At 62.0% G+C, this 22,422-nt stretch carries 16 protein-coding genes and 1 pseudogene; 11 read left to right on the forward strand and 6 right to left on the reverse strand.

The annotated features are described in order from the left end of the window. The 4 genes from RT567_RS04140 to argB form a co-directional block, all read right to left on the reverse strand. The coding region (locus RT567_RS04140) for a S8 family peptidase (RefSeq protein ID WP_313574513.1) at positions 1 to 1,325 on the reverse strand (1,325 nt) is incomplete at its 3' end. Between the two features lie 77 nt (positions 1,326 to 1,402). Then, entirely contained in the window at positions 1,403 to 2,272 is an 870-nt protein-coding gene (gene dapD / locus RT567_RS04145; RefSeq protein WP_087140643.1) for a 2,3,4,5-tetrahydropyridine-2,6-dicarboxylate N-succinyltransferase, read from the reverse strand. Then, the gene (locus tag RT567_RS04150; protein ID WP_313574516.1) at positions 2,269 to 2,982 is read right to left on the reverse strand and encodes a pyrimidine 5'-nucleotidase; all 714 of its coding nucleotides are present in this window, start codon (positions 2,980 to 2,982) and stop codon (positions 2,269 to 2,271) included. The genes dapD and RT567_RS04150 overlap by 4 nt, the downstream gene beginning before the upstream one ends. Next, positions 2,979 to 3,908: an acetylglutamate kinase gene (argB, locus tag RT567_RS04155; RefSeq protein ID WP_128720705.1), complete on the reverse strand. Its 930-nt coding sequence runs from the start codon at positions 3,906 to 3,908 to the stop codon at positions 2,979 to 2,981. The genes RT567_RS04150 and argB overlap by 4 nt, the downstream gene beginning before the upstream one ends. Positions 3,909 to 3,989: 81 nt before the next feature. Between argB and RT567_RS04160 the strand changes: the two are divergent. Next, positions 3,990 to 5,437, forward strand: a pseudogene (locus RT567_RS04160) (GSCFA domain-containing protein). A 156-nt stretch (positions 5,438 to 5,593) separates the two neighbouring features. Further along, complete coding sequence (locus RT567_RS04165) at positions 5,594 to 6,349, forward strand: class I SAM-dependent methyltransferase (protein WP_313574518.1); 756 nt, start codon at positions 5,594 to 5,596, stop codon at positions 6,347 to 6,349. Here RT567_RS04165 and RT567_RS04170 read toward each other — a convergent pair. Next, the gene (locus RT567_RS04170; RefSeq protein ID WP_313574520.1) at positions 6,346 to 7,095 is read right to left on the reverse strand and encodes a hypothetical protein; all 750 of its coding nucleotides are present in this window, start codon (positions 7,093 to 7,095) and stop codon (positions 6,346 to 6,348) included. The two genes, RT567_RS04165 and RT567_RS04170, sit on opposite strands and share 4 nt — an antisense overlap. A 154-nt stretch (positions 7,096 to 7,249) precedes the next feature. On the opposite strand from RT567_RS04170, the gene RT567_RS04175 reads away from it, so the two are divergent. The 7 genes from RT567_RS04175 to rfbA all read left to right on the forward strand — a co-directional run bounded on the left by RT567_RS04175 (position 7,250) and on the right by rfbA (position 17,694). Continuing rightward, a complete protein-coding gene (locus tag RT567_RS04175; RefSeq protein ID WP_313574522.1) occupies positions 7,250 to 9,454 on the forward strand; it encodes an AGE family epimerase/isomerase in 2,205 nt (734 codons plus the stop codon). A 34-nt stretch (positions 9,455 to 9,488) separates the two neighbouring features. Continuing rightward, entirely contained in the window at positions 9,489 to 11,975 is a 2,487-nt protein-coding gene (locus RT567_RS04180) for a glycosyltransferase (RefSeq protein ID WP_313574524.1), read from the forward strand. Positions 11,976 to 12,032: 57 nt separating this feature from the next. Beyond that, positions 12,033 to 14,207: a glycosyltransferase gene (locus RT567_RS04185; protein ID WP_313574526.1), complete on the forward strand. Its 2,175-nt coding sequence runs from the start codon at positions 12,033 to 12,035 to the stop codon at positions 14,205 to 14,207. A gap of 1 nt (position 14,208) precedes the next feature. Next, positions 14,209 to 15,114 (forward strand): hypothetical protein, encoded by a 906-nt coding sequence (locus RT567_RS04190; RefSeq protein ID WP_313574528.1) that lies wholly within the window; start codon positions 14,209 to 14,211, stop codon positions 15,112 to 15,114. Positions 15,115 to 15,176: 62 nt separating this feature from the next. Further along, positions 15,177 to 15,932, forward strand: coding sequence for a tetratricopeptide repeat protein (locus RT567_RS04195; RefSeq protein ID WP_313574530.1), 756 nt, complete (start codon positions 15,177 to 15,179; stop codon positions 15,930 to 15,932). A 20-nt stretch (positions 15,933 to 15,952) separates the two neighbouring features. Next, positions 15,953 to 16,819 carry a dTDP-4-dehydrorhamnose reductase gene (rfbD, locus tag RT567_RS04200; protein WP_313574540.1) on the forward strand — a complete coding sequence of 289 codons (867 nt, stop codon included), beginning with the start codon at positions 15,953 to 15,955 and terminating at the stop codon, positions 16,817 to 16,819. Further along, a complete protein-coding gene (gene rfbA, locus RT567_RS04205; RefSeq protein WP_313574532.1) occupies positions 16,816 to 17,694 on the forward strand; it encodes a glucose-1-phosphate thymidylyltransferase RfbA in 879 nt (292 codons plus the stop codon). Before rfbD ends, rfbA begins: the two co-directional genes overlap by 4 nt. Here the strand turns inward: rfbA and RT567_RS04210 are convergent. Beyond that, a complete protein-coding gene (locus RT567_RS04210) occupies positions 17,691 to 18,488 on the reverse strand; it encodes a hypothetical protein (RefSeq protein WP_313574534.1) in 798 nt (265 codons plus the stop codon). The genes rfbA and RT567_RS04210 overlap by 4 nt on opposite strands. Positions 18,489 to 18,924: 436 nt before the next feature. Between RT567_RS04210 and RT567_RS04215 the strand changes: the two genes are divergently transcribed. Both RT567_RS04215 and RT567_RS04220 read left to right on the forward strand, forming a co-directional pair. Further along, a complete protein-coding gene (locus tag RT567_RS04215; RefSeq protein WP_313574536.1) occupies positions 18,925 to 20,388 on the forward strand; it encodes a hypothetical protein in 1,464 nt (487 codons plus the stop codon). Positions 20,389 to 20,555: 167 nt separating this feature from the next. Then, positions 20,556 to 22,322 (forward strand): type II/IV secretion system protein, encoded by a 1,767-nt coding sequence (locus RT567_RS04220; RefSeq protein WP_313574538.1) that lies wholly within the window; start codon positions 20,556 to 20,558, stop codon positions 22,320 to 22,322. The last annotated feature ends 100 nt before the right edge of the window (positions 22,323 to 22,422 follow it).

Here is a 22,422-nt window from a genome sequence, read left to right on the forward strand (position 1 = left end):
TGCGACTGGCGCATGGGCGTCGGCGTTTCCGGCTGCCAGCTGCGGCGCGGCGCCGGACCGTAGGCCAGGCCCAGGTCGACCCGGAACAGCCGCTCATATTCGTCATAGGCGATGGTGCTCAGCGCGCCGGTCCGGCCCATCGCATCCCCGAACGGCCCGCCCACATGGGCGCCGGGCGCGATGGCGATGTTCATGGGCGCCCCCGCCGCCATGGGCGCGGCGGTCGCGCCGATGGGATGGAAGGCGCGGACGATGCTCAACAGGCCCCGGCCGTAGACGGTGTCCGTGCCTTGGTCGCCGACCTCATTGGCCGTTCTCAGGAGAATCTCGACGATCTCCTTGCCGGAAAGGTTGGGGAAGGCCTCTTTCAGCAGGGCCATGGCGGCGGCCACCGCAGGCGCAGAGAAGGAGGTTCCGCTCACGCGCCAGCAAGAAGTGTCCTCGCAGTCCACGATCACGTCGGCGCCGGGGGCGGATAGATACCAGTTCTGAGCGACGCCGGCGCGGTTGGAGAAGTCCGCCATCTCGTTCAGGTTGTTATGGGCTCCGACCACGATGATGCCGCCCATGAAGCGAGGGTCGACGGCGTAGCGGCCGGGCCAGTCCGGATTGGCCTTGCCGTCGTTGCCGGACGCGACGGCGAAGATGACGCCTTCGCGGATCGCGTTCTGCAGGGCGTTCTCGAACAGGGGCCCCATGGGGTCTTCCCCGCCGAGCGACAGGTTGATGATCCGGGTGCCGTTGCGAACGGCGTAGTTGATCGAATTGGCCAGATCCGAACTGCGGAAGCAGATATCGTCGTCCACGTCCTGACAGTCGCTGATGTCGGCGCGGATCGACAGGATGGTGCTGTTGAAGGCGATCCCTACCGTGCCGAAGTCATTGTAGGGCGCGGCGATCACGCTGGCGACGCGGGTGCCGTGGCGGTCTGTGCCTTCGCGCTGATCGCGTCCTGCAACGATGTCCGTCGACAGGGACGAGATGTTCGTCCCCAGGTCCGGGTGGTTCATCTGGATGCCGCTGTCCACGACGGCCACCGTGACGCCCTTGCCTGTGGCGCCCTGCTGCCAGGCGGCGGCGGCTGTGGTGTTGAAGACGCCGTAGTTCCGATGGAACTCAGCTGAATTCTCGGAAGGTCTCCCGTCCAGCGGCGGATAGGGCGGAGGGGGCGGCGGAGGAGGAGGGGGTGGTGGCGGAGGGGGAGGCGGCGGCGTCACGATCCCGCCGGCCCCTCCGCCCCCGCCGCCACAGGCGGCCAGGGGGAAGGCCAGAAGACTCAAGGCTCCGATCGACACCGCCGCCTGACGCCAGCGCAACCGCTTCATCTTCCGCCTCCTCCCGATCCCTGGAGCGTATTAGGCCCCTGAGCGATCGGGAAGGCGAGCGAAAAAACGTCGTGCCGTCAGTCGCGCAGCAGCTCGTTCACGCCGGTCTTGGCGCGGGTCTGGGCGTCGACGCGCTTGACGATGACGGCGCAGTACAGCGACGGGCCGCCGTTCGGGTCGGGCAGGGCGCCCGGCACCACGACGGAATAGGCCGGCACCTCGCCGCGGAAGATCTCGCCCGTCGCTCGGTCGACGATCTTGGTCGAGGCCGACAGATAGACGCCCATGGCCAGGACCGCGCCTTCGCGCACGATGACGCCTTCGGCCACCTCGGCGCGGGCGCCGATGAAGCAGCCATCCTCGATGATGGTCGGGTTGGCCTGCAGCGGCTCCAGCACGCCGCCGATGCCTGCGCCGCCCGACAGGTGGACGTTCTTGCCGATCTGGGCGCACGAACCGACCGTGGCCCAGGCATCGACCATCGAGCCTTCATCGACATAGGCGCCGATGTTCACGAAGGACGGCATCAGCACCACGTTCTTGCCGACATAGGCGCCGCGACGAACGATCGCGCCCGGCACCGAGCGGAAGCCTGCAGCCTGATAGTCGGCGGCGCTCCAGTCGCCGAACTTGTTGGGCACCTTGTCCCAGAAGGGGCCGACAGCGACCGGATGATCGGCCGACAGCGGCAGGGTCGGGGCGTGGCCCGCGCGCATGATGACGTTGTCGTTCAGACGGAACGACAGCAGCACCGCCTTCTTCAGCCACTGGTGCGTGCTCCACACGCCGTCCTGGCCGCGCGAAGCGACGCGCGCCTGGCCGGAGTCCAGCAGGGCCAGGGCGGTATCCACGGCGTCGCGCACCTCGCCGCGCGTGGCGGCGGAGACTTCGGCGCGGGCTTCCCAGGCGGCCTCGATGACGGATTCCAGGTGGGTCAGGTCGGTCATTGCGGATCTCCGTCCAGCATGGCGGTGGTCAGGAAGGGGCCGAGGGAGGCGGCCCGGTGTTGGATGTGGTCGCCCTCGGCGGTGAAGGCCTTGGTTCCGACCAGCACGGTGGTCATGCCCAGGTCGCGCGCCGGCTCCAGATTCTTGGGCGTGTCCTCAAAGAAGCAGGCCGTGGCCGGATCGACGCCGAAGCGCGTCAGCATCTTGTGGAAGGTGCGCGGGTCCGGCTTGGGGATCAGGTCGGCGTCTTCCAGGGCGAACACCCCGTCGAAGAAGGGCGTCAGCTCCAGCTTCTCCATCACCCTCTGGGCGTGACCGGCCGAGCCGTTGGTGAAGATCAGGCGCGGGCCGTTCAGCCGCTCCAGCGCCGCGTGCAGGCCGGGATCGGGCGTCAACACGTCCAGCGGCACGTCATGCACCTCGGCCAGGAAGTGATGCGGGTCGATCTCATAGTGCATCATCAGCCCGGCCAGGGAGGTGCCGTAGTCGTGAAGATAGCCGCGCTGCACCGACAGGGCCTCGGCCGATTCCAGACCGGACGTCCGCACGACATACTGGTTGATGCGCTGCTCCACCTGGCGCAGGAACTGCGTCTCCGGCGGGTACAGGGTGTTGTCCAGGTCGAAGACCCAGGACCGCACATGGCGCAAGTCCGCGCCGATCTCGGTAGGCGCGGTTTCAGGCGCCGTGTTCGACGCCGAACCCGTCACTTCCGTCGGACCAGGGTGCCGGCGCCGTGCTCGGTGAACAGCTCGACCAGCATGGCGTGGGGACGACGCCCGTCCAGGATGACCACGGCCTCGACGCCCGCGCGGATGGCGGCCATGGCCGTTTCCAGCTTGGGGATCATGCCGCCGGTGGCGACGCCGTCGTCGATCAGGCCCTGCGCCTCGTCCAGCGTCATCTGGCGGATGATCTCGCCGTCGGCGCCCTTGACCCCCGGCACGTCGGTCAGCAGCAACATCCGCTTGGCGTGCAACGCGCCTGCGACGGCCCCGGCCACGGTGTCGGCGTTGACGTTATAGGTCTGGCCGTCCTCGGCCACGCCGATGGGGGCGATCACCGGCACCCAGTCCTCGGTCTCCGAGGCGATCAGGCCCTTGATCAACTTGGGGTCGACCTTGGTCGGCTCGCCGACGAAGCCCAGGTCGACCTCGTGCTCGATCATGCTGTCGGGATCGCGCTTGGTGCGCTTGGTCTTCTCGACCGTCAGCAGACCGGCGTCCTTGCCCGACAGGCCGACGCCGCGCACGTCGGCTTCCTTGCCGGCGACGGTGATCCAGTGGGCGATCTCTTTGTTGACCGCGCCGGACAGGACCATCTCGGCCACCGACATGGTGTCCTTGTCCGTCACGCGCAGGCCGTCGACGAAGGCGGACTTCACGCCCGCCTTGTCCAGCATGGCGCTGATCTGCGGGCCGCCGCCGTGGACCACCACGGGATTCACGCCCATCAGTTTCAACAACACCACGTCGGCGGCGAACTGCTTGGCCACGGCGCTCTCGCCCATGGCGTGGCCGCCGTATTTGATGACCACGGTCTCGCGGTCATAAACCTGAATATAGGGCAGGGCCTCGGCGAGCGTCTTCGCCGTCTCCCAGCCGCGTTCCTCGGATTGCCGATCAGTCTCTATCATCGTGCGCGCTCGATAGCCCCAAGGACGGCGGGAGTCACGTGTCGGAGAATCTGTTTCGGCTCGACCTGTCTGACATTAGGAGTGCTAGGAAGCCAGCATCTTGATCTGGAGGCGCTTGTAGAGCGATGGTTGTTGATATCGAATTGCCAGACAACAGGTCTCGCCAATTCGTTCCAAATGGTCAATCCAAATTTCGATGTGACGCCTTTAGATATTTGGTCTTTTCGGCAAGATGTTGAGGGTGCGCTTGATCGATTCAAAGATTATTTTCGTGTTCTAGTTTCTCCTGAGGTGTTTGCAACTCCAAATCTGGATCTTTCTAGCGCGCCTCATCTGACTGTTATTCCTAATATATCATTTTCTGCATACCATCCCGATTGCGTCTATGCGGGCGGCGTCAATGGCATGCTTAAGGGGCCGATGGACGCCTACCATTCCCTCATCATCATCGCCGCGCATCAAAAGGGGATGAGCCAGGATGACGCTGCTTCGCTCTTCCGAGGCGATTTTTATGAACGTTGCGGTTTCATGGACTACTGGCTGCCTCAACGAGATCGTTTGGTGAATGACTTTGCTGCGCATGAATTCGATATCCAGAATGAAGTTCGTCGCTGGGGGCGGAGCCAAGCTTTCATGCATACGATTGATCATCCCAAGATCCACTGCCTTTATGGTGTCGCTCGTAGTGTCATGAAGTCTATGGGAGTGCCTGATGTCGAGACGCATGTGATCCCTCAGGATAATTTGGCGATTGGCGCGGTGTGGGCGGTTTACCCGGAGATCGGCGAACACCTGGGCGTGGAGGGAGCCTACCGCTTCAAGCGTTTCGGAGCCTACCTGCAACGTCCGGATGGGCGATTCGTGGATATCTATCGTCAGCAGATTGATCCAGACGGCTTCGCCGGTCCAGTTGAGGTGGCTGAAGCTCGAAGTGCGCATCTCGCGGCCGTTCGGCAGATGTTCCTCGAATGTGATGTGTTCGTTTTTACCCTAGGGCTGACTGAAGCGTGGCGATCTCGTTGCGATGGATCGATCTTTCCTGTCGCTCCTGGTGTCGTTGGCGGGGCGTTCGATTCGGATGTTCATGAGTTTAAGAACTTCGGTGTCGATGAGGTCCAAGCCGACCTGGAGCTTTTTTAGCCGGACTGAAGGCAATCAATCCGTCTGTACGAGTTCTGCTTACGGTTTCTCCCGTGCCGTTGACGGCTACTTATGAGCGTCGCCATGTGTTGGTTTCTACAACATACAGCAAATCTGTTCTTAGGGTGGTTGCGGAACAGGTAATTTTGGAACGAAATTGGGTATATTACTTCCCTTCGTATGAAATCATTACGGGAAGTTATGCAGGTGGGTTGTATTATGAGGACGATCACCGAGAGGTGAACCATATTGGCGTAGCTCGCGCCATGCGGTGTTTTTTGCAGAACTATGTTGATGGTAGTGAACGTCGGCCGATGCAGGCGGCGCCGGATATGGGTGCGGCGTCTTCAGTCGTTTGTGATGAGGAAGTGCTGGCGGCGGTCCGGTAGGCCGATATTATCTTTGGGACTGATTGCAGGTGATTTTTTAGATCGACGTTCTGTGATCGGTGTGCTGTAAAAGGTAAGCTGTCAAAATTTCAATCGCGGCGCTTGCCTCTGTGCGGCATCTCTCGATAATTCATTGATATGTAGAAGGACGCTTCAATGCGGGACACTGCAGTCGATTGGGAGAAGCTGGCGAAGGACAATGCCTATTGGGCGGTCCTTACAGAGGACAGGTTTAGAGATAAGCTGGACGACGCGGCGTTGGATGCGTTCTTTGCGTCAGGCGAAGAGAACGTGGAGGGGTTTTTGCGGCTGCTTTCCGCCACCTTCCCGGATGTGGCGCCGCCGTTCGAAACCGTTATCGACTTTGGGTGCGGCGCTGGGCGCCTCTTGATTCCCATGGCTCGTTTGTCGGGCGCTGCTTATGGCATCGACATCGCGCCTACGATGCGTGAGTTGGCGGCGGAGAACGCTGAGCGAAGAGGGGTGGGTGTCGAATGCGTCGACACGCCGGAGGCGCTTGTGCGGCGCGGGGTCAGGGCTGATTGGGTGAACAGCTACATTGTGCTGCAGCATATCGAGCCGCGTCGTGGGTATTTTTTGATCAATGATCTACTTCAGTGCGTAAAGCCTGGAGGAGTTGTTACGCTTCATATTCCTATATTCAAGACGTCCGACAGGGCTGATTATCTTAATGATCATGTTCGGTATTTTCGGAATGATTCATATTACAGTGAAACTGTGTATGTTGATCGAGATACATACGATCATCCGGATATTCAAATGTTCGACTACGATGCCAATACCATTCTTGCTCTGTTTCACAAGAATGAGATGACGGACGTTCGGATCGTTCACGACGGCGCCTCGACGGGTATCCATGCCTATTTCTTCGTCGGTCGTCGGGGGCGTTAGTTTTCGACGGTCAATCGTTTGATCCGCGCATACAAGGATTGCGTTTCTTCGTCGGGCGAGGGGCAGGCTTGGCCCAGGTGCTGTGAGAGGTCGGGGCTGAGGAAGTCTTCGATACGCCTCTGGCGTGCTGGATCATCTAGATCAAGCGGATGTCCCAAGTTCGCTTCCAGGCGGGCGAGGGCGCTGCGCCAATCTCCGAGTAGGTCACGCCACAGCAGGATGTGTCGGGGCTGTCCGCGCGTGGCGATTTCAGCGTCCTCGACGTGACGCCGCCACAGAGCGAGGCCCTTGTCTACAGGCATCCCGTTCCGGCCGTGGAGCGAGGCTGCGACCTCGGCCGGGTCGCGAATGGGGAGCACGGCGAAAGGTTGGTAGCCTGCGCTTTCCAGAACCTGTCGCCAAAAGGGATAGAAGCGGCATATCCGCGGGTCTTTGATGACGATGGTGTCGGCCTCGCCGAATTCCTCGTGGAGTTTCTCTGCGGCGCGTTGTCTTAGGTTTGTCCCCGGCTCGCCGGCGAAGATGCGCTGGTCCAGCGGTTCGGGGTCGTCCCAGACGGACCCGGCCCGAGAAAGGATTTCGTCGTCGAAGGTCATCAGCACTTCGCTTTCCCAGAAACCTTTAGGATTATCAGGTTTCGGCCCCATCAAGGTGCGCGGCGGCGTGGCTCCGAGCAATGCCAGAAGTCCAGCGACCGATGAGGTGCCGCTACGGTGCATTCCCAGCACGACAAATGCCAATCTCATAGCGTAGATCCCCTTGAATTCAGATGGCGCTTGCAGCTCGCTCCGCTCCTTAGCGTGGTTTTGTCTGCCTTGGCACGCAAAGAGCGAAGCAGCGATAGGGCAGGAACTGTCCGCCTGCGCTTTCTTCTGTGCGGATGGGTGTTAGAAGGGGCGCATGGCTTTCTACCCTGTGATTATGTGCGGCGGCGCGGGCACGCGTTTGTGGCCCGCCTCGCGACCGTCCCGACCGAAGCAGTTCGTGCCCTTGGCAGGTAACCGTACGCTGTTTCAGGAAGCGGCGCTGAGGGTTGCGCCCTTGGCCGATGAGGGTGGGCGCCTCGTTGTTGTCGGCGGGATAAAGCACCGCGAAGCTATTGTCGCTCAACTAGCCGAGATCGGTCTGACCGCGCAGATCCTATTGGAGCCTGAGGCGCGAGATTCGGCGCCCGCGATGGCGGCAGCGGCGGCCTGGGTGGCGAGGGTCGAGCCGGACGGTGTTGTCGCCTTTGTGGCGTCCGACCATCACATTCCTGATCATGAAGCGTTTCGGTCGGCGGTGAAAAGAGCAGCCGAAGGGGCGCGTGAAGGCTCGATCGTCACATTGGGGGTTCGTCCGACGGAACCCTCGGCCGCTTACGGCTACATCCGGCCTGCGGGGCGCGGGTTGTCGCGGGTTGAGCGTTTTGTCGAGAAGCCAGACCGATCAGTAGCCGCCGAGTATATTCGGGCCGGCTATCTTTGGAACAGCGGTAATTTCATCGCACGCGCTGATGTTTTGCTGGACGAAATGGTGCGTTACGCGCCGGGGGTGGCGACCGCAGCAGAGGGCGCCCTGCCGATGGCTGGTGATCATCTGCAGGTTCTCGCTTCTTCGTTCGGGAATGCGCCGCGAATCTCCATCGATTATGCCGTCATGGAGAAGACCCAGCACGCTTCTGTGTTGGATGTGGATTTTGCTTGGTCGGACCTGGGCGCATGGGATGCTATCGCTGAGACAGGTGAAGGTGACGTAGGGGCTCATGTCCTCGAAGACACAGAAGGTTGCCTTGTCCGAGCGCCTGATGGGGTCTTAGTCGCCGCCCTCGGCGTCCGTAACCTTGCCATCATCGTGGAGCCCGATGCGGTACTAGTGACTGAGCTCTCGCGTTCGCAGGAAGTGAAGCGGATTGTAGAGCGAATTAAGACGATATCTCCTCGTCATTTGGATTTTGTTCGAACGGAAGTTCAAACACTTGGCGAGGCAGCTCGCGTATTTGCGCGTTGGCTGCGCGTGCGATCTCTCCCAATCTGGACAGCTCAGGGTCAGACGGAAGAGGGCGCTTTCGAGGAGGTTCTGACGCTTGAGGGGCGGTCAGTCTTGAGTGCGCGACGTACGCGGGTTCAGGCGCGACAGATTTATGTCTGCGCAGAAGCCGGCGCCCTAGGGTGGAGTGGGAACTGGCGGCGGGCTGTCAAGGATGGTCGAGACTTTCTAAATTCCGCCCATATACGAGCGGACGGACTGGCGCGCGCTCGTTTGGCGGCGGACGGCGGTGTGCTGGACGATGCCGCCTTGCTCTACGATCAAGCGTTCGTGTTACTGGCTTTGGCTTCGGTTGAACGTTCAGGCTTGGTCTTGGACGCCCGTGTTCAGGCGGTCGAGCTTCGCGATGCTCTGAAGGCGTTCGAGGTCGGAGGCCCTGGTCTGCGCGAGGTCGGCGACCATCCGTATCAGTCTAACGCCCACATGCATTTGCTTGAGGCCTGCCTGGCTTGGGAAGATGTGGACGTGTCCGGCGGCTGGGATGCGTGGAGCGATCGGGTCGTTGATCTGGCTTTGCAGCATCTTATTGACGCCGAAGGCGGCTTCCTTCGAGAGTTTTATGACGAGCGGTGGCAGCCGGCGGCGGGAGAAGACGGTCGGCTGGTTGAGCCGGGGCATCAGTTTGAATGGGCTTGGCTGCTCGCCCGTTATGCGCGACGTCGGGACCACGCTGGAGCCTTGGCGGCAGCGCGTCGGTTATATGCGTTTGGAGCGAAAGGCGTGGATCAACTGTCCGGTGTTGCTGTTGACGCCGTGTTGGACGACGGGACGGTTCTGAGTGATCGGGCGCGACTTTGGCCGCAAACGGAACGACTGAAGGCGGCCCTCATCCTTGCGGAAGCGGCCGGGGACGGGGAGCGCAGCAGGCTTCTCGCGGATGCACGCAACGCTTTGGTGGCTTTGCAGGGGTATCTTACGCCGGACGGTTTATGGCGCGACAAACGGCTTAGCTCAGGCCGGTTTATCGATGAGCCTGCGCCAGCAAGCTCCATGTATCATATCATGGCGGCGTTTGCGCAGTTGGCTCAAACGCTTGCAGTTCTGGGATCTGAGGACACGCTTCTCGATTTGCGGTAGTGATCTCGATTCACAGTCAAGGGGATCGATGGGCATGGTGCAGGCTGAGAAAGGATCGCTGGCGACGGTGGAGGATGTCGTCGGCATGTATCAATTTTTTCTCCGCCGGGCGCCTGAAAGCGAGCATACGGTTCAGGCGAATGTGGGCCGCCCGCTAGATGACCTCATTCGTATTTGTCTGAATTCGGAGGAGTTTGAGCATCAAACCCTAAGACCGATTTTGGCAGGTGCGTCTACGAGTGCAGGAATAAAACGACCGACGGCAGCGGCTGCTGAATGGGCGAATGCGCGCCTCCCGCTTGATGAGATGACAAGGGGTCATGTTCTTGAGGCTGTAAACTGGTTGCGTGCGTACAAAGCTCTATTCGACGATCAGGTTTTTTTGAACTTCGTCGGTCAGGAGGTGGCGTTTGGCTCTGAAAATCAGAGGCAGGCGCTTGATGATGCAAGTAAGCTGCAAGGCGAAGTCTACGGCAGTGACGGACGAGTTGTCAGTGGCTGGGCGCGTTGGCTGGATCGTGAAGAACCTGTCTCACTAGAATTATGGCGTGCTGGGGCTGTTATCGGCCGTGGATTGGCCACCGTCTTTGATCGCGGTATCGAGCAACGGTTTCCTGGCGCGGGCGGCTGTGCCTTTCGAATAACCCTTCCGACAACGCCAGTTGAACTCACCTTCAAGGGGGAAGTGCGCGAAGTTTCGACGGGGCGCCTGATAGGCGATGTCGATGTGCGTCAATCGGTTCTCGATCAAGGCGAATTCGGCGATTTCGATCGTCGGCTCAAGCATTTGGCGAACGAAATCACGGCATTACGGCAGGCCCTGCCGAACACCCTGAAACACGCGGCTACACCTCTTGAGGAGTATAGCGCCCACCATCAGCTTTGGCTTGTCCAGGCGCCTGAACCGCCGCCATACAGCGGTCAGTCCATCGCGGTGGTGATTGATGGATTGCGAGCGTCGGCGCTTCAGGTCGCTGCTGCTGTTCGCTCTATAGTCTCGCAAAACCATCCTCGTTTCTCGCTGCATCTGGTTGTCCCAGACGAGGATCGCATGGTTTGGGATGACGCCGCTCGACGCATCGCTCTGGTTGAGGGCGTTCCTGCCGTTGTGCATACATCGGCCACGCTTCATCATCTCTTGGAGCTGGAAGCCGATTATGTGCACCTGATGGATGGGCGTTCGGTGGCCGATAATGATCTGCTTTCGGCGGCCGCTGAGTTTTTGGATGAGCAGCTTGGTTTCTCTGCTGTTTATTTCGATGAGGATGTTCTGGAGGCGGAAGGGAGCTCGTCTCGACGTGTGTCGCCCCAGTTCAAGTCTGATTTCGATGCGGACCTTCTGCTGCAGGAGCCATATGTAGGGTCGTCTTTGACCCTACGGCGCAGTGCTTGGCCAACCGTGATGACGAGCCTTGATTTCGGCGTCTCGGTTCCCAGCGCCGCTGCCTTATCTCTGGATGCGCAAGGCCACTTGATCGGCCATAAGGCCCTGGTTCTTCAGTCCCGGCAGGCTGAAGTCGCCGTTAGCCCGGTTCAGGACTGGGCGGGCGTGGTGTCCAGATATCTAAAAGAATCTGGTCTGGATGCTTGCCCGATCATGGAGCCAGACATCTTGGCGGCGCCGTCGTCTCATCGCAACCGGATTCGTTGGGCGCTAACTTCGGGTGTCCGTGTCAGCGTTATTGTGCCGACACGTGATCGACTGGATCTGCTTCGGCCCTGCGTGGATAGCCTGTTCCGCTTTGAACAGGACAATAAGGCGCGCATGGAACTGATTATCGTCGATCATGAATCGACGGATCCGGAGACTAAGGCGTATTTTGTCGATCTTGCTGCCAACCATCGTGACGTCCGCATTCTGCCCTTCGAGGGGGCGTTTAATTGGGCGCTGATGAACAATCTCGCGGCGGCTGAAGCTGTTGGAGATGTGCTGGTCTTTCTCAACAATGACACGATTGCGGTCAGTCCGGGCTGGATGGACGAGCTGGCTAGCCAGGCGTTGCGGCCGCAGGTCGGTTTGGTTGGCGCGCGCCTCATCTATCCGGATGGAACCCTCCAGCACGGCGGCTTCGTAGCTGCTGACAAGCAGGATCTTTTCCTGAGGCACGAAGGTGTTGGTGTTCCCGGGTGTGACGGCGGTTATCTGGGCCGGCATGCTGTCGTGCGGCAGGCGATGGCGGTGACCGGCGCCTGTATGGCGATTGCGGCGAGCAAGTTCGCTCACCTCGGCGGCTTTGAGAGCGCGGCCTTTCCTGTCGATGGTAACGACGTGGATTTGTGCTTCCGAGCGAGAACTGAAGGATGGAGGGTGCTCTACAGCCCATTCGCCACCTTCTATCATCTAGAATCAAAGACTCGCGGGTACGGTCTTACCGAGGAGCAGAGGCAGGCCGCGCGCGCCGCCGTTGATCGACTTTGGATGCGTTGGGGTGGACAGTTTGGCCAAGATCCTTTCTATAACAGCAACTTCGATCGACTTGCCGAGCCCTTTACGCGGTTAAGCCCGCCGGTGTCGTGCTGATGTCTTTCATATCTAGTAATTTTCTCTCCCTGGCTTTCGGGAACCGCCATATTGCCTATGACTGATAAAGAGACAGCGCACGCTTTCGGCCGCGTGCTGATTGAGGGGCAGTTCTGTGGCTTCGCCAGCTTAGCGATCGTCAATCGGCAACTTGCCTTGGCCCTGATAGCCGAGGGCGTGGATATCCGCATCTTGCCGACCGACAGGCATGAGGGGCTAGACGAAATTGAGCGTTTGGGCCTGTCTGCGCGCCTCGTGGCGCACGCCCAGGCCGTCGATGTGCACTTGCGCAACGCTTGGCCGCCCGAAACGCAAGGCATGGCGGGGCAGCGGAATGGTTTCATCTGCTGGGCATGGGAAGAGAGCGAGATTTCGCCGATCACGGCGCGCCGCTTCAATGAGGATCTTGACCTGATCATGACGACTTCGACCTATGTGTCGGATGCGCTCAAGCGATCAGGCGTGGTCATTCCCGTGCCGGTTGTCGGCAATGGCGTGGATCATTTTAGCGTGCCTGCCGAGCGGGAAAAACTGGAACGTCGCCGTTTGCTGCATGTTTCCACTTGTTTGCCGCGCAAGGCTCCTGAGGCCTTAGTGAAAGGCTTCGTAGAGGCGTTCCAGGGGCGTTCTGATGTCGAGCTCTACATTAAGACCAGCCATAATCCTCACAATCAAATTCGAGCGATTGCCTATGATGCGAGCGCGTCAGTAGCGGAGCCGCCGCCGATTCATGTTGAGGAGCGATCGATGTCTGCGTCGGAGCTTCATCAACTCTACGCAAGTGCGGCCGCCGTCGTAATGGCCAGCCGCGGAGAGGGCTTCGGCCTGCCTCTGGCTGAAGCGATGATCATGGGCGTTCCTGTAGTCGCGACGCGTTTGGGAGGGCAGGCGGATTTCTGCCGTGACGACACCGCTTTCCTGGTCGATAGCCAGCCGGCGCGGTCGACGTCCCATGTCGCTTCCATCTATTCCCTATGGGAAGATCCTTCGGCGCATAGTTTGGCGCAAGCTCTTCGCCGAGTGATCGACAATCCGCAGGAAGCTGCGGCCAAGGCCGCGAACGCGCGCCAACTGATGCAGCGTGAATTCACATGGAAAGCCGTGGCTCGTCGGGCGGTCGCCGCCTTAAGCGTGCTTCCCGAGAGGCGTACCGAAGCCGCGCGCGTTGTGTCCGATGACTATGAGATTGTCTCGACGTGGGATGAAGAGTGCGGCATCGCTACCTATTCGCAGCAGTTTTATGGCGCGGCGCCGCTTCGAGATGGGTTGAAGCGTATCTGGGCTCGTCGGCCCTTGGCTCCTATGGCGAAGCCCGATGATCCGCGGGTTGACCGTTCTTGGGGCTATGATGGCGTGTCGTTGCAGCGTTTCGCCGACAAGGTGGGCAACCAGACTTCGGCGTCGACGCTGTGGTTCCAGCACCATCCGGGATATTTCTCGGCAGGCGACATGCGCGCGATTCTGCCGTCGCTGCGCCGTAACCGAAACCGTCTGATCATCACCCTCCATAATGTGGCCGAAACCCTTCATGGCGGAGCTGATTGGCTTCATGGCTTTGACAAGGTCGTGGCCCACTCGGCGCAAGATGTAGAGGAGTTGGGGCGAGCAGGTGTTCGCGGGGAAGTCCTTCCTCATGGCGTCAACATCATCGGTCGACCTTGGCGACCTGATCCTGAACGCTTTACGGTTGGGTCCTTCGGCTTCCTGACGGCGCACAAGAACATTGAGCTTCTGGTGGCGGCGGTCGGTGAAGCTCGGCGCTCCGATCCGCGCATCCATCTTGTTCTCGCGAATTCCCAGAGACGTGATCGTCAGAGCCGGGTGGCCAAGAGCCGGGTTGAGTTCCTGATCGGACGGTTGGGTCTCGATGCGGTCGTTGATCGCTCATATGCTTTCCTGTCCGATACGGAGATCGTTGATCGGCTGGCGCCATGTGACCTTCTGGCCTTCCCCTATGGAGAATCTCAGGAGGGCGCTTCGGGCGCCGCACGGATGGCGGTGGCGCTGGATCGACCGACTCTCTTGTCGAACTCAGGGGTCTTCAAGGATCTCCTAGGCTTCAGCCATGTCGTGCGAAGGCTTGACGTTGAGACCTTGGCCGAGGCGATTTTGACCTTGGCCAACGATGAGTTCGCCCGAACCCTGCATGACCCCGCGCGTCGGCGATATGCCGAATACCATCATTGGGATGTGGTGGCGGCGCGGGCCGTAACCCAGATCATGAGCGCCTGAAATGAGTGATATCGCACCTGCCCCTGTTCCTTCCGACTTGATCGGCCTGCCTGGAGACGCCTTTGTGGCGTCCGCCGTCAAGCGGCTGAGGCTCTCTGACGTTTCTCCGCGCGAAGAACACGCGATGGTTCAGGCCATCTATCGAGGCGTGAACAAGACGCGGATATGGGAGGCGCTGTCGGCGCGTTCCGAAGGACGCCTTATCGCTGAGCCTGTGCATCTGCCCACCAGCCTGATGCGCGGCGACGATGAACTCGCGATCGAAGACATTCTGATTGATCATGCGCCTGAAGATGACGCGATCTTCATTACGTATGCCTATTTCCGTCTACTCGGCCGCGACCCAGAGCTTCGCGAGCGTTTGACGTTGCAGGAAGCCTTGGCCAAGGGCGATCTGGATCGAAGGGGGGCGGTTGCTGCTGTCGTGGCGGCGTCGCGGGCCGAAGGGCGTTCCCCCTATGTCGCCAGCAGTGCGGGCGGCGAAGATCTGGCGATCGTATCGGGCGAACGATCGGAACGGCTGCTTCTGTTCAAACGCCTGTCGCCTAAAGATTGCCTTGTTGCAGATGGGGCCTTGCGTGAAGCCAGTCTGGTCGATGGCGGGCTGAAGTTGCATGGGGGATTAGCGTTGGCCGGACCTAAGCGGTCGTTGAAGGCCGGCCTGTGGCGCCTGCTCGTGGACTGGAGCCAGGAAGACGATGCGGCGATCGCTGTCGAGGTGACCAGCAACGGCGGCGCGGAACGCTTGCTGGGGCTGACGATTTCGGGCTCTGCGGTCTTCAATGCGGAATTTCGGGTCATGCCTGAACACCTAATTTCTGAAGTGCTGGTCTATGCCGTCAGGAAGGGCGCCGGGGACTGGATTGTGCGTCCTCGTGAAGTCAGTCTGGAATGGGTCTCGGAATGAAGGCGTCTGCAGCCCTTGGCCGCTGGGTGCGTGGTGGAGCCTCGAATCCGCGTGCGGCTTTGATGAAGCGCGCCCAGGCAGCAAAGGCCGAGCGTGACTGGCGGGGGGCGGCGGAAATGTATCGTCAGGCGCTGGAACTGCGTGACGCCTTTGGCCCGCGTGTCCAATTGGGCCACATGCTGAAGGAGGCTGGCGAACTTGAAGCGGCTGAGACGGAGTATGTGCGCGCCTTGGCGATGAAGCCGACGGATGCGGATCTGCATCTGCAGATGGGTCATTTCTACTTCGTCAAAGGAGATCCGGACGAGTCCGTACGCTTCTATCGCAAGGCGGTAGAGTTGGCGCCCGGCGACCCAGGTTTGCTTGAGGCGCTTCGCACGGGCGAGCGCCGCGCCGCTGACGCTCCCTTTGCTCAATCTCTCGAGACGGCGATGAAGGCGATGGCCGTTGGGCGCTGGCGGGAGGCTGAGGCGGGGTTCCAGATTCTTGAGGCCGCTGGGCGTAGAGACTACCTGAATCTCCATGGGCATGCGTTGAAGGAGCAGGGCCGTCTGGACGAGGCGATCCGGCTGTATCGCGACTATGCATCTCACGTTGCGAAGGAAGGCGGGGCCGCCGTGTATGAGGCCGAGGTTCAACTGGCGCAGGCGTTGCAACTGGTGGGACGCTTCAGTGAGGCCGCCGTCCGATATTCGACGGCTCGTGACCTGAAAATGGCGCGAGAAGGCTGGACAGGTTCGGTGGATGAATTGCTGGAAGAGATACGCAACTGCCTCAGACGGGTTCACCCTTCGCTGGACGCGGGTTTCATCCGGTGACGTGTGCTGCTCGCGTCTTGGTGACCGGCAGCGGTCGCGTAGCGCGGGCCCTCGCAAGGCGGCCTTGGCCGCAAGGATTGATGCCGATCTACCGAAGCCGCAGTGAACTTGATCTGACGACTGCGGATCTCAGTCGCGAGTTGGACGAGATCAAGGCTGACATTGTGATCAACACTGCGGCCTGGACAGATGTCGACGGAGCTGAAAGCCGTCGAGCGGCGGCCTGGGCCGCGAATGTCGAGGCGCCGGCGCGCCTGGCCGACGCGACGCGACGCCGCGGAGTGTTTCTGCTGCACCTTTCGACCGATTACGTGTTCGGGCATGGCGAGGGACCGTGGAGAGAAGACAGCCCCAGCGAGCCTCTGGGCGTCTATGGTGAAAGCAAGCGCGCTGGCGAATTGGAAGTTCTGGCGCGTGATCCGGAGGCTCTTGTGGTGCGAACAGCCTGGCTGTTTGACGGTGTTTCCTCCAATTTTCTTACAGCAATGATGAACCTGCGGGGGCGAGCGACGCTGGACGTTGTCAGCGATCAACGCGGTTCGCCGACCTTTACAGATGATCTTGCAGATGGCCTTTTGGCGTTGTCGGCGCAAACGGCGGGACGTAGGGGCGGCTTGCTTCATTTCGCGAACGCCGGTGAAGGCGCTACGAGGTTCCAGATGGCGGACGCGATCTTCCAATCGGCGCAGGCTTTTGGGGTAGGGGCGCCGCAGCTTCGCCCGCTGTTATCCCGCGACTGGCCGTCGGCGGCGTTACGACCTGCTGACAGTCGGTTATCGATTGCGCGTTGGCGGGAGTGGGGCCTTCCAGCGCCGCGCAACTGGAAAAGCGCTGTCACTGCCGCAGTCGAGCAGGCGCGGTTTGATGATGGGCGGGCGGAAGAATGAAGGGCATCATCCTGGCGGGCGGCGCAGGCTCGCGTTTGCATCCAATGACGGTGGCTGTCTCCAAGCAGCTGATGCCCGTTTACGATAAGCCGCTGATTTACTATCCGCTGACGACCCTGATGTTGGCCGGGATTCGCGAGATCCTGATCATCACCACGCCACGTGATCAGCCTGTCTTTCAGGCGCTTTTGGGCGATGGGAGTCAGTGGGGGCTGAAACTATCCTTTATAGCCCAAGACGAACCGCGCGGCCTGGCTGACGCCTATCGCCTGGGCGCTGATTTCGTGGATGCTGGGCCGTCGGCGTTGATCCTGGGCGACAACATCTTCTACGGCGACGGCGCGGGTCGAGTGTTCGCCGAGGCAGGGCGTTCCTTGACGGCAGAGCGCGGCGCGATGGTCTTCGCCTACCGCGTGGCGGATCCGCGCCGTTACGGCGTGGTCGAATTGGATGTTGCAGGGCGGCCTCTCTCTATCGAGGAGAAGCCTGCTTTCCCTCGTTCGCCTTGGGCGGTGACCGGCCTCTATTTCTACGACGGCCAGGCGCCCGAGATAGCCGCTGGCCTGCGCCCCTCGGCGCGCGGCGAGCTGGAGATCACCGACCTGAACCGCGCCTATATGGAGCAGGGCCGCCTGGGGGTCGAACGTCTGGGGCGCGGCTTCGCCTGGCTGGACACGGGCACTCCCGACAGCCTGCTGGACGCGGCCGCCTTCGTCCGCACCCTCGAACAGCGCCAGGGCTTCAAGATCGCCTGCCCCGAAGAGGTCGCCTGGCATATGGGCTGGATCGACGCCGCCGCGCTTCAGGCCCTGGCCGAGAGCTTCGGCGCCGCCGACTACGGCGCCTATCTGCGCGGGGTCTTGGCGGCGGGCTAGAGGGGCTGCCCACGATAGCGGATCGCCAGCGGCACCGTCAGCGTCATCTCGTGCGAGACGCCGTGCTCCCACAGTCCGTCCTCGCCCCAACAGTCGCCGTGGTCGGCGCACATCAGGACCGTCGCCTCGTGAAAGCGTTCGACCAGGGCGGTGATTTCGCGATCGACATATTCGACGCAGGCGATCTGGCGCCGCCGACATTCGGCTGACCGGTCTTCGGTCTGGAAGGGGACGCAGGGATTGTCGTCGCGCGGCCACGGCGCGCCTTCATAGTGGTAGGGCACATGGGTCTCGCCGATATTGGCGAAGACGAAGACCGGCTGCTCGCCGGCTTCGGCCAGTTGTTCCTCGATCCAGCGGACCTGCGGCTTCACCCCCTGATGGCCGACGAACTGAAAAGCGTCGAAGCCGCGTCTCAGCGCCGCCGACACCGCCGTCTCTGGGTCGAACCAGCCCATGGCGGCCGTGCCTATGGTGCGATGCCCGGCGTTGCGGAATCCATCCACGATGTTGTCGCCGGTCAGCAGGAAGCCGGGCTGAGCCATTCCTGGGTGTCCGGCGTAGTTCAGCCGAAATAGTCGCGCGAACTTGGGATTGAAGAAGGGCGTCTGCTCCTCCGCCACGCCGGGCGTGAAGCCGACGAACATGGCGGCGTGCGAGCCATAGGTGAAGTGCGAGGGCGCCTTGGCCCGCCGTACCGGCGCAATGCTGTTCAGCGCCGGCGCATCGGCCGCCATGAAGGCGTCATGGCGGCACGAGTCCAGGGAAAGAAACAGGACGCTGTCGGGGTTCATCTTCGTTCAAAAGGCGCGGCGAACGCCGAGAGGACGCTCTATCTCTACAGCTTTGGCCTGTCCCGCCACGCCGTGCAAGGCCCGGCCGCTGGAGGCCAAGGCGGTGAAGGCTTTCATGCAACAAAATTGTGTCTGACCTTGACAGTAACAGATCGATAAACCGGATATCGTCGAACAACGATACCGAATCGAAAGATTCGTCGAAAAAGACTCACTGAACAGAAGTCAATTTCGAATTTCCAAATAAGCGTTTAATGCAATTGGAAAAATAGCGGCAAGAGAGCCGTGATATCTCTCTTGACCCTTCAAAGAATGCCGGGATACAAGCGCAAAGCCATGGACGCAGCCATTCCTCTCGGGGGGTGTGAACTGTGGCCGAGAGGCGTTCACAAAACGGCGCCGTCCACTGACAAGTTTCTTTGGGGAACCAACCAAAATGACTAAGAAGCTTCTTCTCACTGCCGCCGCCCTGGGTGCGATGGCCTTCGCTGGCGCCGCGAGCGCTGGCGTTCTGTCGAGCAACTCGGAAATCGCTGGCGTGCAAGTGAGCGCCGCTATTCCGGCTGCTGGCGGCGCTCCTGCTGTGCCCGCTGAAGTCTACTTGATCGCCTCGGAATACACCTTCCCGGCCTCTGGCTTGAAGACGGACTATGCGGGCAACCCTGCGGCAATCCCGGCGATTCCGGCTCGCGCGAACACGTTCCAGTTCTCCGACCTGACGAACGAGATCAACGTTGCGAACGGTGCCTCGGGCCTGACCTTCGTCGTCACCTATGAACTGACCGGCCCGGCCAAGTTCGAGAACGTCTCGAACGCTGCCGTGCGCCTGGGCGCCCTGACCGGCACGGTTACCCCGGTGCTGAGCAACGGCGGCAAGACCCTGAAGGCCTTCGTGACCGTCTCGAACACGACCGGCGCGCCGGTGACGATCGACGCCGTCACTCTGGAAGACTTCGACCTGGCCGTGACCGGCAAGGAAGCCGTCAAGGTCAGCTACGCCCTGCAGCAAGTCATCGCTGGTCAGAACGTCGATCTGGACTCGTCGAACGCCGCGACCATCGTCGGCTTCTCGTCGGTCTTCGATGACCTGTTCAAGGCTTCGACCGGCTCGGTTCTGGCGGCTCTGAACGACTTCGAAACCTTCAAGACGTCGGGCGCGACCAACGTGACCGTCGCTGCCGGCGGCGTCTCGGCGACCACGACGACCTGGTCGACCACGACCAACTCGGTCTTCATCGACCTGAAGGCTACGGGGACCGGTCTGCTCAGCGGCATCATCACGGGCGCTGAAGTGACCCTGACGGGCCCGCAAGTCGAAGCCCTGGACGCCACGGTCGGCGCTGCCGCCCTGCCGGCTGATGCGACCGCGACCAGCGCCAAGTACGTCCTGGCGGCTGGTGACCTGGGTGCTAACCTGAAGCTGACGACTGCCGCCGATACGGCGATCGCCGCCGGCACCTACGCCGCCGTGATCAAGCCGACCTACGGCACCAACTGGAGCGGCCCGACGACCATCGACCGCACCCTGCTGCGCGTCGGCCTGGACGGCACCAACTTCTACGCTCCGTGGTTCGCCCTGGACAACGGCGCCGCCAACTCCAGCCTGCGTATCGCCAACAACGGTTCGGCTGCGATCGGTCCGATCGTCGTCTCGCTGAAGGCCAACAACGGCTCGGCTGCTCCGACCGGCACCTACACCATCCCGTCGGTTGCTGCTGGCGCCTTCGTTTCGGTGCGTGGCGATCAACTGAAGACCGCCTTCGGCACCTCGGCCGCCAACGGCGACCTGCTGATCACGGTTCAGAGCCAAGCCAACGGTCTGTCGGCCAAGGTCCGCACGACCCAGTCGACCGGCCAAGTCTACGAAAACTCGCTGGGCATCACGCCGCCGGTGAACTAAGTCCAGGTTCATTCCTGAACTGGGGAAGGGAGGGCTTTACGCCCTCCCTTTTCTTTTGCGTGAAGCCGTGATGGCGGTCCGCGTCACGCCTTTCCCAAGCCGTTGTCGTTCAGGCGGTCCGCCCGGTGGACGGCGTTCGCTTCTCTCGCTACAGCGGACAGGTGACTGTGAGCGCTCCTTCCGTGAACCCTGATCGACCCGCCGCCGCTTCAGCCCCGCGCGCGGGCCGACCGCGTCTGGGCGAACTGCTGGTCGAGCGTGGCCTGATCCGGCCCGCCGATGTCGCCAACGCCCTGTCGCTTCAGGCGCAGAACGGCGGCCTCATCGGACTGAACCTGGTGCGTCTGGGCGCCCTGTCCGAAGCTCAGCTTCTGGACGTCCTGTCCGAACAGCTGGACCTACCGATTCTCGCGCCCGAGAACGGCCCCGCGCCCGAGCGCATCTCGGCCTTCCTCGGCGAAATCGGTTCCCCCTTGGCCTGGTGGGCCGACCGCGAAGCCGTCGCCTGGCGCGAAGAGCCTCAGGACGAGACGGGCGAGGCCCGCATCGTCTGCGCCGCCGTCCAACCCCTGGACCCGGCCTTGGCCGAACGCATCAACCAGGCGACAGCGGAGCCCGTCGCCTTCTTCCTGGCCCAGCGCTCCCTGATCGAGGCGTTGGCGGAAGACCTGACCCGCGATCACGCCCCGGCGCTGGACCCGGCCCTTGGGGGCGCGGGCGCTGACGCGGCTCGCCTGCGCGAGCTGGCGCAGGAAGCGCCGGTCATCGACTTCGTCAACGCGGTCTTCGCCGAGGCCCTGACCCGTCGCGCCTCCGACGTGCACGTCGAACCCTATGAGGACCGTTTCCTGGTCCGTATGCGGATCGACGGCGTTTTGACCACGGCGCGCAGCGCGCCGCGCTCCAATTTCGACGCCGTCTGTTCGCGCATCAAACTGCTCAGCGGCATGGACATCGGCGAGCGCCGCCTGCCGCAGGACGGCCGCCAGTCGATTCGCGTCTCGGGCCAGGAGGTCGACCTGCGGGTCTCGACCCTGCCGTGTTCCTGGGGCGAATCCATCGTCCTGCGTCTGCTGGGCAAGACCAGCCGCCTGCCGCAGCTGTCCGAACTGGGCGTCAGCGCCGAACAGGAAGCCGGCTTCCTGCGTCTGGCTGAACATCCCAACGGCGTCTTCCTGATCACCGGCCCGACCGGCTCGGGCAAGACCACGACCATCTACCGCCTGTTGACCCACCTGAACGACGGCGAGCGCAAGATCATCACCGTCGAAGACCCGGTTGAACTGGACCTGCCTGGCGTCATCCAGGTGCGGGTGCGCTCCGAGATCGGCCTGACCTTCGCGGCGGGCCTGCGTTCTATCCTGCGTCAGGATCCGGACGTCATCATGATCGGCGAAATCCGCGATCCGGAGACCGCGCGCATCGCCGTCCAGGCCGCCCTGACCGGCCACATGGTCATCTCGACCGTCCACACCAACACCGCCCTGGCCGCCATCCCGCGCCTGCTGGACCTGGGGATCGAGGACTATCTGCTGGCCGACGTCATGCGCGGGGTTGCCGGGCAGCGTCTGATTCGCCGCCTGTGCGACGACTGCGTCCGGCCCTCGACCCCGGCCGAGGCTTCGGCCCACGAACAGACGATTCCCGCACATCTGCACGGCGTCGTCGCGCATGAACCGGCGCGCTGGATGGAGCCCGTCGGCTGCGCCAAATGCGGCCACAGCGGCTTCCGCGGCCGTCTGGGCGTCTATGAACTGGCGCCCATGTCGCCCGCCCTGATCGCGGGGATGCGCGCCTCGGCGGATGAGGACCAGCTGACCGCCGCTGCGCGCACCGAGGGTTTCCTCAGCTTCGCCGACGACGCCTTCCTGAAGGCGCGTCGCGGCCAGACCGCCCTGTCCGAGGTCTATCGCATCGCGGGCGCCGGCCAGTGAGGCGCGCCGCATGACCGATCAACTGACCTTCCAGTATGAGGCCGCCGGCCGCGACGGGCGGATGGTCAAGGGGATGGTCGGCGCCGCCGACGAGGCCCTG

The sequence above is a fragment of the Brevundimonas sp. genome (genome assembly GCF_032107865.1).
In the GTDB taxonomy this organism is placed as follows: Bacteria; Pseudomonadota; Alphaproteobacteria; order Caulobacterales; family Caulobacteraceae; genus Brevundimonas.